At 71.4% G+C, this 13,153-nt stretch carries 12 protein-coding genes; 9 read left to right on the top strand and 3 right to left on the bottom strand.

Features of this window, described 5'->3' with window-relative positions:
• The first annotated feature begins 152 nt into the window (after positions 1-152).
• The 4 genes from V6U86_RS02755 (at position 153) to V6U86_RS02770 (ending at position 4,495) form a co-directional block, all read left to right on the top strand.
• Positions 153-287, top strand: coding sequence for a hypothetical protein (locus V6U86_RS02755; protein ID WP_334497995.1), 135 nt, complete (start codon positions 153-155; stop codon positions 285-287).
• A 318-nt stretch (positions 288-605) separates the two neighbouring features.
• Positions 606-2,861: a putative bifunctional diguanylate cyclase/phosphodiesterase gene (locus V6U86_RS02760; RefSeq protein WP_334497997.1), complete on the top strand. Its 2,256-nt coding sequence runs from the start codon at positions 606-608 to the stop codon at positions 2,859-2,861.
• Positions 2,862-2,911: 50 nt separating this feature from the next.
• Positions 2,912-3,670, top strand: a complete 759-nt coding sequence (locus tag V6U86_RS02765) for a MerR family transcriptional regulator (protein ID WP_334497999.1) — start codon at positions 2,912-2,914, stop codon at positions 3,668-3,670.
• A gap of 54 nt (positions 3,671-3,724) precedes the next feature.
• Entirely contained in the window at positions 3,725-4,495 is a 771-nt protein-coding gene (locus V6U86_RS02770) for a hypothetical protein (RefSeq protein ID WP_334498001.1), read from the top strand.
• Positions 4,496-4,502: 7 nt separating this feature from the next.
• On the opposite strand, the gene V6U86_RS02775 is transcribed toward V6U86_RS02770, so the two are convergent.
• Complete coding sequence (locus tag V6U86_RS02775; protein ID WP_334498003.1) at positions 4,503-5,819, bottom strand: serine hydrolase; 1,317 nt, start codon at positions 5,817-5,819, stop codon at positions 4,503-4,505.
• 156 nt (positions 5,820-5,975) lie between these two features.
• Between V6U86_RS02775 and V6U86_RS02780 the strand changes: the two genes are divergently transcribed.
• Complete coding sequence (locus V6U86_RS02780) at positions 5,976-6,260, top strand: putative quinol monooxygenase (RefSeq protein WP_334498005.1); 285 nt, start codon at positions 5,976-5,978, stop codon at positions 6,258-6,260.
• 9 nt (positions 6,261-6,269) lie between these two features.
• On the opposite strand, the gene V6U86_RS02785 is transcribed toward V6U86_RS02780, so the two are convergent.
• Positions 6,270-7,811 carry a gluconokinase gene (locus V6U86_RS02785; RefSeq protein ID WP_334498007.1) on the bottom strand — a complete coding sequence of 514 codons (1,542 nt, stop codon included), beginning with the start codon at positions 7,809-7,811 and terminating at the stop codon, positions 6,270-6,272.
• 173 nt (positions 7,812-7,984) lie between these two features.
• On the opposite strand from V6U86_RS02785, the gene V6U86_RS02790 reads away from it, so the two are divergent.
• From V6U86_RS02790 to V6U86_RS02800, 3 genes are all read left to right on the top strand, one after another.
• Entirely contained in the window at positions 7,985-9,136 is a 1,152-nt protein-coding gene (locus tag V6U86_RS02790) for a hypothetical protein (protein ID WP_334498008.1), read from the top strand.
• Between the two features lie 45 nt (positions 9,137-9,181).
• Positions 9,182-9,715, top strand: coding sequence for a WapI family immunity protein (locus V6U86_RS02795; protein ID WP_334498010.1), 534 nt, complete (start codon positions 9,182-9,184; stop codon positions 9,713-9,715).
• Positions 9,716-9,856: 141 nt separating this feature from the next.
• Complete coding sequence (locus V6U86_RS02800) at positions 9,857-10,993, top strand: epoxide hydrolase family protein (RefSeq protein ID WP_334498012.1); 1,137 nt, start codon at positions 9,857-9,859, stop codon at positions 10,991-10,993.
• Between the two features lie 78 nt (positions 10,994-11,071).
• On the opposite strand, the gene V6U86_RS02805 is transcribed toward V6U86_RS02800, so the two are convergent.
• Positions 11,072-11,764: a hypothetical protein gene (locus V6U86_RS02805; RefSeq protein ID WP_334498014.1), complete on the bottom strand. Its 693-nt coding sequence runs from the start codon at positions 11,762-11,764 to the stop codon at positions 11,072-11,074.
• Positions 11,765-11,914: 150 nt separating this feature from the next.
• Between V6U86_RS02805 and V6U86_RS02810 the strand changes: the two genes are divergently transcribed.
• On the top strand, positions 11,915-13,141 hold the full coding sequence (locus V6U86_RS02810; RefSeq protein WP_334498016.1) for a hypothetical protein: 1,227 nt from the start codon (positions 11,915-11,917) through the stop codon (positions 13,139-13,141).
• Positions 13,142-13,153 lie beyond the last annotated feature (12 nt).

Genomic DNA, 13,153 nt, shown 5'->3' on the forward strand with positions numbered 1-13,153 from the left:
CGATTGATCATTTCGCCTTGATCGTGCTCGATCAGGGATGTAGTGGCCTCGTTCACCCCGGAGGCCCCTACATCCTGGATCGAGCACGATCTCGTGCGTACCGGGGCGGTGTTTGTGCTGATCCGGTGGCGGGAGATGGTGACTTTTCGCTGTTGAGTGGGTACTGGCGGGCGATGTTCTTCATCCCCCTCATTCCGATCCGCACCCGGTACGCGCAGCAGTGCACGTTCTGTGGAGCCGAGTACGAGATCTCCAGGTCCGACGCCGAGCGCCTCCCGGTCAGCTGATCCGACGATGGAACGCTTCCTCTGCTGGCTGATCGGCCGACCCACGCCCCCGGTCGACGTGGCAGTGCACACCGTCGCCCGCCCGCCCTGCACCCCCGGTCGGCGCAAACGCCGCCGCGCACGCCGCCCGTCGGCCGGCACCAGGCTGCCCCGCTCACCCTGGAACCGCTCCGGTGGCCGCTGACCTCAGGTCCGGGCGTCCGCGACGGCGTGCACGTTCGGCTCTGGCGGCGTTTCTGAGCGCTGGTTAGGCTTTCGGGGTTTGCCGTGGACCGGCCCTGCCGAGGGTGCACGCACGACGAAAGGGCCGGAGCGACCGTGTCCCGACCGGACGGAAAGCAGGCTGCGGGGACGGTCAACCCCGCCGGTGCGTTCGTCGCGGCTGCGGTCATCCTGCTGGAGGCGGGCTGGTTGGTCGCCGCGTTGCCCGGTGCCGCGCTGGTCAGCGACCTCGGCGCGATGCTGGTCGCCGGTTGGGCGACGCTCGCGTGTGTCGGGGTGGCCCGTCGGCACCCGGTGCCGCTGCGCCGGTTCTGGGCACTGCTCGCCGTCACCATGGCGCTCGCCGCGATCGGCCGGGCGATCTGGACGGTGCAGCGGCTCGTCGGCGACGACCTGCCGCACACGCCGGTGGTCGGGGTGGTCTTCACCGCCGGGATCCTCACCGGCACGGCAGCGCTGCTCAGCTCGCCGTCCGCACCACGGACCGCTGTCGGTCGGGCCCGGACGTTGCTGGACGGGGTGATCGTCGCCCTGGCCCTGGTGCCGATCGGTTGGGTGCTGGTCTTCCGCGGGGTCGCCGCCGCCGAACTGGCCGACCCGGCGCGCACCCTGGGGCTGCTCTACCCGATGTTCGACCTGATGCAGCTCACCATCCTGGTCGCGGTCTCCGGGCCGGCCCGACCGATGTGGCGGCCGATGAGCATCTTCGCGGCGAGCCTCACCCTGCGGGTCGTCGCCGACGTCGTCTACGTGTCGCTGGTCGCCCGCGCCGACTACACCGCCGGTCACCCGATCGACCTGTGCTGGCCGTTGAGCTACCTGCTGATCGGCCTGGCCACCCGGAACCCACCACCAGCGGACTGCGACGGCACCGACGACACCGCCGAGTCGCCGCTGCCGCCCTGGTGGCGGGTGGCGCTGCCGTACCTGCCGGTGGGTGGGGCGATCATCGCGGTGGTGCTGGCCCGCCGACCCACCGGGCAGACCCCGCAGCTGGTGTTCGTGACCATGATGGTGTTGCTGGCGGCCCTCGCCGTCCGGCAGGGGTTGGCCGCCAACGAGAACCTCCGGTTGGTGGCCCGGCTGCGTCGGCTCGCGTACGGAGACCAGCTCACCGGGCTGCCCAACCGGCTGTTGTTCAACCGGCGGCTGCGCCTGGCCCTGCGCGACGGCCGGCCGGTGGCCGTGCTGCTGCTCGACCTGGACGGGTTCAAACAGGTCAACGACCGGTTCGGGCACGCCACAGGTGATGCCCTGCTGACCGGGCTGGCGGGCCGGATGCACGCTGCCGTCAACGGTGACGGCACCATCGCCCGGCTCGGCGGTGACGAGTTCGCCGTGCTGGTCGACGGTGACCGGCCGGTGTCGCCCGAACGGCTCGCCGAGCGGCTGCTGGACGCGTTGCGGCCCTCCGACGACGAGGAGGACGTCGGGGTGCACCCGTCGGCGAGCATCGGTATCGCCGAGTTCGGCCCGCAGCACGCCTCGCACACCGACCTGCTGCGCGACGCCGACATTGCCATGTACGCGGCCAAGGCGGCCGGGAAGTCCGCGTACCGGACGTGCACGCCGGCGCTGCGCGAGTCGGCCGTCTCCCGCGCCGAGCTGATCGCCGACCTGCGCCGCGCGGTCGACGAGGACCAGCTGCACCTGGAGTTCCAGCCCATCGTCGACCTGGCCACCGGTGCGGTACGCAGCGCCGAGGCGCTGGTGCGCTGGCGGCACCCCCGGTTGGGGATGTTGGCGCCGGCGAAGTTCCTGCCGCTGGCCGAGGAGACCGGGCTGATCCTGCCGATCGACCGCTGGGTGATCCACGAGGCGTGCCGGGCCGCCGCGACGTGGCGGGGCCGGGCGCCGGAGGCGACCGTCGCGGTGAACATCGCCGCCGCGCACCTGCGCCGGCCGGACCTGATCGCCACGGTCACCGCAGCCACCAGCGCCGCCGGGCTGGCGCCGCGGGCGTTGACCCTGGAGCTGACCGAGTCGGCGCTGATCGAGGGGACCGAGGCGGTGCTGGAGCGGCTGCACCAGCTCCGGGAGCTGGGCATCAGGATCGCCATCGACGACTTCGGCACCGGCTACTCGTCGCTGAGCTACCTGCACCGCATCCCGGCCACCGAGTTGAAGATCGACAGGTCGTTCGTGGCCCGGCTGGGCGCGGACGACCGGGCGTACGCCACGGTGCAGATGGTCACCCGGCTGGCCGGCGCGTTCGACCTGGCGGTGGTCGCCGAGGGGGTGGAGACCGAGCGCCAGCACGAGGCGGTCGCCGCGATCGGTTGCCCACGCGGTCAGGGCTATCTGTACGGGCGGCCGGACGGCCCAGCCATGGTGGGCCAGAATCGCAGTTGACTCTCACGTAGCGGCAGGCAGCAGCCTGGTTCCCGGAAGGGAGGGGGACCATGGCGTACACGGTGGGTCAGGTGGCGAAGCTTGCCGGCGTGACGGTGCGGACGCTGCACCACTACGACGAGATCGGGTTGCTCTCGCCCAGCGGGCGCACCTCGGCCGGTTACCGCCGCTACGACGACGCGGATCTGCAACGGCTGCAACTCGTCCTGTACTACCGGGAGCTGGGTTTCCCGCTTGAGGAGATCGCCGCGATCATCGACGACCCGGCGGCCGATCCGGCCGCGCACCTGCGCCGGCAGCACGAACTGCTGACGGTACGGCTCAAGCGGTTGCAGGAGATGGTCACGGCGATCGAGTTCGCGATGGAGGCGAGCAAGATGAACATCCAACTCACGCCGGAGGAGCGGTTCGAGGTCTTCGGCGACGTCGACCCGGAGCAGCACGAGGCCGAGGCGGAGCGGCGCTGGGGTGACACCGACGCGTACCGGGAGTCGAATCGCCGGGCCTCCCGCTACGGCAAGGACGACTGGCTGCGGATCAAGGCGGAGAACGAGGAGTGGGGTCGGCGGATGGTCGCCGTGCTGGCGTCGGGGGCACCGGCGGACAGCCCGGAGGCGATGGAGTTGGCCGAGGAGCACCGGCAGCTCATCAGCCGCTGGTTCTACGAGTGCTCGTACGAGATGCAGACCGGGTTGGCCGACATGTACCTGGCCGACGAGCGGTTCACCGCGTACTACGAGAACATCGCCCCGGGGCTGGCCGGATATCTGCACGAGGCGATCCACGCCAACGCGATCAGCCGGGCGTGACGGGGTGCGGTCCGGCTACTCTGGCCGGACCGCACCGCCCCCGGGGAGATGACCGTGCAGAAACCGAAGCTGATCGCCGCCGTCGCCGTGCTCGTGGTGGCGGTCGGTGCCGGGGCGTGGGCGCTGGTGGCCGCCGGCGACGAGCCGGACGCGGGTCGCCCGGTGGCGTCGGCGAGCCCGACCGACCCGGTCGGTGTGCTGAAGGCAGCCGCCGCGAAGGCCGACGAGCAGCCGTACAAGCTGACTGTGGGCACCGGGAGTGCGGACGGTGACGCCACGGTGCTGCTCTGGGACCCGAAGGCGAAGCGCGGTCTGGAGACCACCTCGCTGAAAGTTCCCACCGGCGTGGTGAAGATCGAGCGGCTGACCACCGGGCCGGACGTGTACGTGCGGGTCACCGCCCCGGACCGGCGCGTCCCGGTCTGGGACGGCAAGACGTGGTGGCACGTGGGCGCACCGGCTGCCCCGGCGGCCAAGCAGGGCCTTGACAACACCCGGTTGGCCGGCACGTTGGGCTCGCCGGTGGGGGTCCGGCAGACCGCCGAGCGGGAGTACGCGGGCACCCTGGATCTGCGCCAGAGCAGCGCGGTGCTGGGCAGCGGCGTCGCCGGTGTGCTCGGTGACCGGGCCGGGGCGGTGCCGTTCACCGCGGCCGTCGACGAGCAGGGTCGGCTGGTCCGCTACCGCATCGAGTTGGCCAGCGAGCAGTCGCAGACCGCCCAGCTCGACCTGACGTACTCGGATTTCGGGCTGTCGGTGTCGGCGGATCCGCCGGCGGCGGACCTGGTTGGCGAGGACCCGCCGGCCAACATTCCCGGCGCCTGACGTCGGCTCACTCCTCGACCGCCCCGTCGACGGGGTCGACCAGGAAGTCGTAGACGGTGCGGGCCATCCGCCGGACCGTCTCGTCACCGGTGGCCATGGGGCCGGCGGTGAGGAACGCGACGGCGGTCTCGGTGCCGGGGATCAGGTAGTAGCCGACGTCGTGTGAGGCGTCCGGCAGGTCACCGGTCTTGTGGGCCACCGGCACGCCGGGTGGCAACGCCGCCGGGATCTTCGTGTTCAGGGTCTGTTCCCGCATGAACCCGATCATCAGGTCGCGGGAGGCGGGGGTGAGGATCTCGCCGTCCCAGACCGCGCCGAGCAGCGACACCACATCGTCGGGGCTGGTGTAGTTCTCCTCGCCGCGTTGCGCGGCGGCGCTGTCGAGCATCCGGCGGGCGAGGATGGTGGAGCGCTGGTTCATCGAGTCGATCAGCGCGTTGACCGGGGCGAACCCACCCAGATAGGTGATCAGCACGTTCGCGGCCACGTTGTCGCTGTACTTGATCAGGTACTGGGCGAGCCGGTGCAGGGTGACCACCTGCGGGAACGTCTCGAACTGCAGTTGACCGGTGCCGCCGACCACGTCCTCCGGGGTGACCAGCACCCCGTCGTCGAGGAAGGCCTGTCCACAGTCGACCCGACGCAGCAGCTCGACGAGGATCCACAGCTTGATGACGCTGGCCGCCTTGGGGCGCAGCGATCCGTTGACGGCGATCTGCTGGTCGCCATAGCGGCCGGACAGGTCACGGACGGTGACCCCGGCCGGGTTGAGGCTGGCGTCGGCGACCACCCGGGCGAGCTGCCCGCTGAGCGGAAACAGCCGGGCCCCGGCGACCGGATCGGTGGGTGGTTGCGGGCTGGTGACCACCACGCCGGTCAGCGTCGTCGGCGGCCGTTGCCGTTGGATCACCTCCAGCGTGCCCTCGCTGCGCCCGATCAGCGGCACCCGGTAGCGGTAGGCCGTCCCGCCGACGACGATCGCACCGCTGGCCACCCCGGCGGCGACCCGCATGTTCGGGTCGGCGACCCGACCGGTGTCCCCGTCGCAGGCACGGTAGCGCACGGTGTGCCCGAGCGAGTCCACAGCGAACGCCCCGCCGGGAAATGACAGCCAGGACACCTCGCTGGTCGGCGGTCGCTCCGGGGTCGGGTCCACCCCGGGCTCGTGGCTGTCCGCGGCGGGCTCGCGGCCCGGGCCGTCCGCGGTGGCCGGCCCGGTCGTCGCGATCACCGCGAGCGCGACCGCTGCCGACAGCAACTTCAGGGGTACGCGGGCAGAGTTCCCCAGCAGGGAAGATGAGCGCCTCTTGTCGCTTTTTCTCACGTTTGCACGATATGAAGCGGCGGGGACGGGTGAGGCCGGCGAGGCCGGTGTCACCCGTCTGGGCGGCAATGCTCTGATGAGCCTGATGACTCACGGACATCAGGATGACTCACAGACATCAGACTCATCAGCAACCCCGACCCCAGGAGGTCCACCATGCTGATCATCGCCGGCAGTCTGCAGGTCGAACCGGGCACCCGCGAGGCGTACCTGTCCGACTGCCAACAGGTCATCGCGCGGGCGCGCGCCACCGCCGGTTGCCTGGACTTCCTGCTGGCGGCCGATCCGTTGGAGCCCGGCCGGATCCACGTCTACGAACGCTGGGAGTCCGCAGAGCAGCTGGCCGCGTTCCGTGGCTCCGGGCCGGGCGACGCGCAGGAAGCGGCCATTCTCGACGCCGACGTGCAGCGCTACCTGATCGCCGGCGTCGAGGCGCCCTGACCCCACCGCTCACGCCGGTGGCAAGGGCCCGGTGGGCAGGCCGGGCGCCATTCGACGGATCGACGCGAAGGCGGGCGTGAGGGCGTCGTACAGCTCGGCGAAGAGCGGCAGTAGCGCCGCGTAGGTGGCGGCGGCGGCCGCATCGGGGCGGATCGTCTCCTCGATCTGCACCAGGTCGGCGGCGAGGTCGATGCTGGGGATCAGCCCGAGCGCCTCCATGCCGAGCAGCGCCGCGCCGAAGCTCGACCCCTCGTGGGCGGCCGGGAAGCTCACCGGCAGGCCGAGCACGTCGGCGAGCATCTGCCGCCACAGGCCGCTGCGGGCGAAGCCGCCGCCGGCCCGGATCTCGCGAACCTCGTTGCCGGCCGCGCGCACCGAGCTGAGCACCAGCGCGAGCTGCTGACAGACGCCCTCCATCGCGGCCCGGATCAGATGCTCGCGGCGGTGTGCGTGGGTCAACCCCACGTACGCGCCGCGCGGCAGGGCGCTCCAGTGTGGTGCCCGTTCGCTGTGCAGATACGGCAGCATGATCAGCCCGCCCGAGCCGACGGGCGCGCGAGCCGCCAGGGCGACCAGGTCCTCCTCGGCGTGCTCGCCCAAATCCGGGGCGAGCGCCGCGCCGGACCACTTGAGCACGATGCCGCCGTTGTTGATGGCGCCACCGACCGCCCAGCGCTGCTCGGTCAGCGCGTAGCAGAACACCCCGCCGAGCGGGTCCACGCCGGGCCGCTCGACCATCACCCGCATCGCGCCGCTGGTGCCGATCGAGCAGGCCACCATGCCGGGGTGCACCGCTCCCAGTCCGAGGTTCGCCAGCGGCCCGTCGCCCGCGCCGACCACCACCGGGGTGCGCTCCGGCAGGCCGGTCTCGGCCGCGCTCTGCGGGGTGAGGCTGGGCAGTACCGCGGTGGTGGCGACGAGCTGCGGGAGCTGCGCCTCGGTGATGCCGGCGATGCTCAGCGCCTCGTGGTCCCACTTCAGCGTGTGGATGTCGAGCAGGCCGGTGGCCGAGGCGATCGAGTGGTCGATGACGAGCGCGCCGCAGAGTCGCAGCAGCACCCAGTCCTTGATGCCCACCCAGTGCGACACCCGCTCGAAGAGTTTCGGCTCCTGCTCGGCGAACCAGAGCAGCTTGGGCAGCGGCGACATCGGATGGACCGGCGTGCCGGTACGTCGGTGCAGGGCCAGCCCCGACGGTGCCGCCCGCAACCGTTCGGCCTGCTGGGTGGAGCGCGAGTCGGCCCAGGTCAGCGACGGGGTGAGAGGGTTGCCGTCCCGGTCCAGCCCGATCAGGCTGTGCATGGCGGAGCTGAACGACAGCCCGGCCACCGGCTGGACCAGCTCGGCCACGACGATGCTGATCGACCTGAGCACCGCATCGAGGATGAGTTGCGGGTCCTGCTCGGCGTAGCCCGGTTGCGGGTCGTTTAGCGGGTAGCCGACCAGGTGGCTGCCGAGCTGCCGCCCGTCGGTGCCGTACGCGACGGCCTTCGTGCTGGTGGTGCCGATGTCGACGCCGATCACGACCCCGGACATCGTGACTGCCGGCACGACCGTCACCTCCCCCTCGGCGAACATGAAACGTCGGCACCAGTATCCCCCTATCGTGCTGGTTGCTCCGCCGATCGGCTATTCCGCCCGTTTCGGCGTGTCCGGGCGGCACGCCGTACCTGTTGAACCGGGCGACACCCCAGATTGGTGGCCTGCGCGGCGAAGGAGTCGGCGTGGCAAAGACTGATTCGACGGGTTCCACTTGGCGGTACCGGTGGGCGCACCGGCAGAACGTGCGGCGCGTCAGCACGTTCCGTGGCGCTGAGGCGGCGTGGCGGCGACGCGACGACGAGTTACGGCGGCTACGCGCCCTGGCCGCCGACTTCCACGGCTCGGTGGCCGCCGGCGCGGGCCTGGCGATGGAGTTGGCCGCCGACGAGGTGGTGCTCTGGGCGCTGCCCGCCGCGCAACTGGTCGAGGTGCGACACACCACCGTGCTGCCCGCGCCGGACCTCACCGTCGCCCCGCGAACCGGGCCGCTGCGTCCGCGTCGCCCGGACGGCGTCCGCGTCACCGACGCCGGCCTGGCCGTGATCACCAGTCGTCGGCTCGTGCTGCTCGGCGGACGCGGCCGGCGCGACTGGGCGTACGGGCGAATGACCGGCCTGGCCCACGACCCGACGGCGCCGGTCACCCTGATCCAGGTGCTGGACCGGCGGCGTACCTCCGGGTTGTTGCTGCCCACCGACGCTGCGCCGGACTTCCGGTTCAAGCTCACCCTGGCCTTCGCCGACGCGATCGAACAGCGCTCCGCGGTCCTCGCCCAACTCGACGACCTGATCGCCGAGCACGCCCAGCTCAAGCCGTTCCGGCCGGCGGCGGCCACCCCCGGGCAGGCCCGATTGTCGTCGTTCGTACCCGGTGGTCGCAGGACCATCGCGGTGGCGGCGGCCATCGCGCTGCTGGTGCCGGCCGCGCTGATCGAGTCGGACCCGTCCGACCCGATCAGTGGTTCAGAGATCGCCGCCGCCGCAACCCCGGCGCCCAGCACCAGCGTGGCACCGGCGCTGATCCGCCCGGCCAACCCGGCGCTCGCGCTGAAGAACCCGCCGCCGAAGCCGACGAAGTCACCACGCCCGTCGCCCGGCACGACCAAGGGCGCGCGCTGCGGAGCACCGGAAAACCCCCTGGGGTACGACTTCTGTGGCGGCACCCGGATCCGCAAGCCGGCCGCCGAGGTGTGCGACTGGTTCGACTGCGTACCGCAGTTCTGGGCGGGTCGCGGCTACCTCGTGCAGTGCCGCGACGGCTCGGTCAGCCTGGCCGGCGGCCGCTCCAACGCCTGCGCCGAGCACAAGGGCGTGCGGCGAACCATCACCAAGTGACCGATTCAGCCCTTAAAGTCCGCTTCGCTCGGTCAGAATGATCGAGTGGAGATCCGGTCTGACGATGGCGCCCGGGTGCGCGTACGCCCCGTCGGCTACCAGCCCGGCATCGACCCGCCCGACGACCCCGACGGAGGCGCGCCCGGCTGGCACGACTGGCTGCTCATCGAGGTGGACGCCCGCACCGCCGACGGTCAGACCTGGTCACACCACTACCCCAGCCTCATGGTCGAGGAGGCCCGCGCGCTCGGCGGCTGGCTGCACGGGCAGGCCACCGCCGCCCTCGGGCTGAGCGCGCCACCGGCGATGGTCCGGTTCACCGAACCCAACCTGGCCCTGCGTAGCCGGGTGCTGCGCCGCCGTCGGCTGGAGTTGATCGTGGAGTTCTCCGCCGAGTCGCTGCCGCCGTGGATGCGCCGCCCGTCCAGCGCGATCTACCCGCTGATCCTCACCGTCTCGGCGGACGCCCTGGCCACCGCAGCCGAGCACTGGGCCGAGCACTGCGAGGCGTACCCACCGCGGACCCAGTCGCGGTTTCCGGTTCGCGACCCGATGACCGACCGGCGGCGAGCCGGCTGAGGCCTAGCGTATGATCATCGTCGTCAGCCACGAGAGGAGGTGAGCCCGGTGACCACACATCGTCATTCCTGGGCGCTCCTCTCGGCCGTCCCCCTCAGCTGACCTCTCGCGTCGGGGAGCGCCCTCCTTATCGGAGGACCAATGTCTTTCTCTTCCTTCCGCATCGACGTACCCGATGCGGTCCTCGACGACCTGCGGGCCCGACTCGCCCGCACCCGTTTCACCGACCGCAGCGGCAACCAGCCGTGGCAGGGCGGCGTCGACCCCGACTACCTGCGGGACCTGGTGTCCTACTGGCACGACGGCTTCGACTGGCCCGCTCGCCAAGCCGAGCTCAACGCGTACCCCCAGCACCTGGCCGTCGTCGGCGGCCGGAAGCTGCATTTCCTGCACGTCCGGGCCGCGCGCCCGGCGGGTACGCCAGCGCCGTTGCCGTTGATCCTCAGCCACGGCTGGCCCAGCAGCTTCGTCGAGATGCTGCCGCTGGTCGACCGCCTGACCGACCCCGACCGGCCCGGCGGCGCGTTCGACGTGGTGGTGCCCTCGCTGCCCGGCTTCGGCTTCTCGGACGTCCCGGACGAGCCGGTCACCCGGGCGTTGCTGGCTCGGACGCTGCACGAGCTGATGACCGACGTGCTCGGCTACCAGCGCTACGGTGCCTTCGGCGGCGACGTCGGGGGAGTGGTCACCGGCTGGCTCGGTGCCCTGTACCCGGAGCAGGTGGCCGGCATCCACATGATCCATCCACCGTTCCCCGCCAACTTCGACGCCCCTCCATTGTCGGCGGCCGAACAGGCCTACCTGGACGCCGAAGCCGCGTACGACGAGACCGACGGGGGCTACAGCGCCATCATGGGCACCCGCCCGGACACACTGGCGGCCGCGCTCGCCGACTCGCCCGCCGGGCTGGCCGCCTGGATCGTCGACAAGTACCGCGACTGGAGCGACAACCACGGTGACCTGGCGAACAGCATCGACCGGGACACCCTGCTCACCATCATCACGCTCTACTGGGTGACCGGCACGATCGGTTCGTCGTTCCGGCAGTACGCCGACTTCGACCACAACACCCCACGACCGATGATCACCGTGCCCGCCGCGTTCACGGTGAGCACCGAACCCTCGCAGGCCGGCATGCCCCGCTCGATCGCCGAGCGGGCCTGCCTCGACATCCGGCACTGGAGCGAGCCGGGCCGGGGCGGGCACTTCATGCCACTTGAGGAGCCGGACCTGCTCGCCGATGAGATGAGGCAGTTCTTCACCTCGCTGCGCCCGTAGTCCTCGCGCCGGCCTCGTAGGGGGGCCGGCCTTGCCGGCGGCTGTTCGGGTCCGCACCCGGACAGCCGTCGGCACGGACTACCCGCCGAGCGACGCCTTGACGGCGTCGATGGCGTCGGACAACTCCTCGGTGTACGTGAAGCCGTCCTCGACGATGGCCATGTCGACCCCGCACTCGCGCTGCCGCGCTCGCAGCAGCGTCTCCTCCAGCGGGGCCACCGGGAAGGCCAGCGGGTCGAGGTCGGGAGCGGAGTCCAGGTCGCGGACCAGGAGCCACTTGCTCTGCTCGTCGTAGACGACCACCCCGGCGGCGATTCCCCTGGTCCACTGATCAAAGAGGGTGGCCAGGCTGGTGGCGGCGCGTACCGAGTCCCAGGCGTCGGGTGAGATCTCGTAGCGCCAGATCTCACCCTCGTGGTCGCCGGCCAGCACGAACGTGTAGAGAACGACATCGAAGAAGAACAGGGGCAGTTGGTGCCGCCAGGGGAACGGCGTGCCGATCGACAACCCCAGATAGTGCAGCGCGTCACCGTCCTCCGGCCATGGCATCCGCCACCCCACGTCGGGCAGCACCTGCCGGTCGGGCCAGCGCTGCGCGTGCAACCAGGTCAACTGCTCCGCGATGTGATCCACGCCGAAGATCCGCGAGACCTGTGCCGGTGGCTGCCCGGCGGGCGACTCGCCGTGGTCCGGCCAGTCGAGCCCGGCAGCCGTCGCCGCCAGGCGATAGTCGCGTACCGCGTCACGCAGCACGCGCATGTCATCAAGCATCGAAGAACTCCTCAGCGTGGGGTCACGCGCAGGCTAGCTCCTGCCGCCGACACCGACTTCCGTCAATTCTCTCCTTTCGGGCGCAACGGGATGCATCGATCTCGGGCGCGTTGCCTGTCACGTACGTGAGCGGTTGTACCGCGTGTGACCGTGACCTCACTGGCATCTTCCCCCTGGCGGATCGCCTGGTCCGAGCGCGAGAACCAGCGCCGGCAGCACGCGTACCGTGACGCCACCGACGCCTGGCTGCGCCGCGACGACCACCTGGCCCGGCTCCGCATCGAAGCCGCCAGCTTCCTCGGGTGTACGCAGCCCCGCACCGGCCTACCGGTGGACCTCGACGACGACGAACTCGTCTTCCGCGTCCTCCCCGTCGCCACGCTGGTCGAGGCCGAGGCGCGGCACGTCCCTGGCCTGCCCACCCCTGGCATGTGTTCCCTCGCCGAGACCTCTTCCGAGGAACTGCCGCCGGGCCTGCGGATCGTCGACACCGGAATGGCCGTCGTGACCAGTCGACGCGTCGCCTTCGGCGGCCGGGAGCACCGCCGCGAGTGGCGGTACGCGGACCTGATCGGTTTGGCGCACCACCCCGACGTGCCGGTCACCCTGCTACCGGACCGCGGTCGACTGTCCGGGCTGCTCGTCCCGACCGGTGCCGTGGTGAACTTCCGCTTCTACCTCACCCTCGCGGCGGCTGCGGACCGCGCTGTCGTTCTGTCGCACGTCGACGCGCTGCTCGCCGAGCACCGCGCCGCCCGACCCACGCCGCTGCCGCTGGTCGGGCCCGACGACGCGCCCCTGACCGCAGTCCGCCCCGACCGCCGGGTGCTCGTCGTCGCCGCCGTCGCCGCCATGGTGGTCGCGACGGTCGGCCCAGGTGTGCTGGGCCCGAGCGCGTCAGGTCCTCGCGCGTCGGGGGCGGTGTCGCTGGCGGAGGTCGTCGTCATGGACCTGCCGAGAGCTGGGGAAATCCTCGTTCCGATCGGCCCCGTCGGGCCGATGGCACCCAAGGTCAGGACCCGATCGGTCAACCGTGCCGCGCCTAACTGGCCGTACACGCCGTCGAGCACGACGCCGATCCGACCAGACGCCTCCACAGTGGCGAAACCAGCTATCGCGGTGGCCCTGCCGTCGGCTGCCCCGCCGTCCATCGCCCCGACCCCACCGGCCAGCTCAGCGCCGACGCCTGGCCCGGTCCCCACCACGGACCCGCCCACGTCGGCTCCTCCGACGTCGCCCGCCGCGTCGGCCTCGCCGACCCCCAGCGCGACCCCCACGGCGACGCCCTCGTCGGACCCGGGACTGCTGACGATCTGCCTGGACCCCCTGGAGCTGCCGTTACTGGACCCGCTGCTCTGCCCCTCATCGACGCCCTGAGCAGCGTCACCG

Source organism: Micromonospora sp. CPCC 205558 (assembly GCF_036902955.1).
Lineage (GTDB): Bacteria > Actinomycetota > Actinomycetes > Mycobacteriales > Micromonosporaceae > Micromonospora.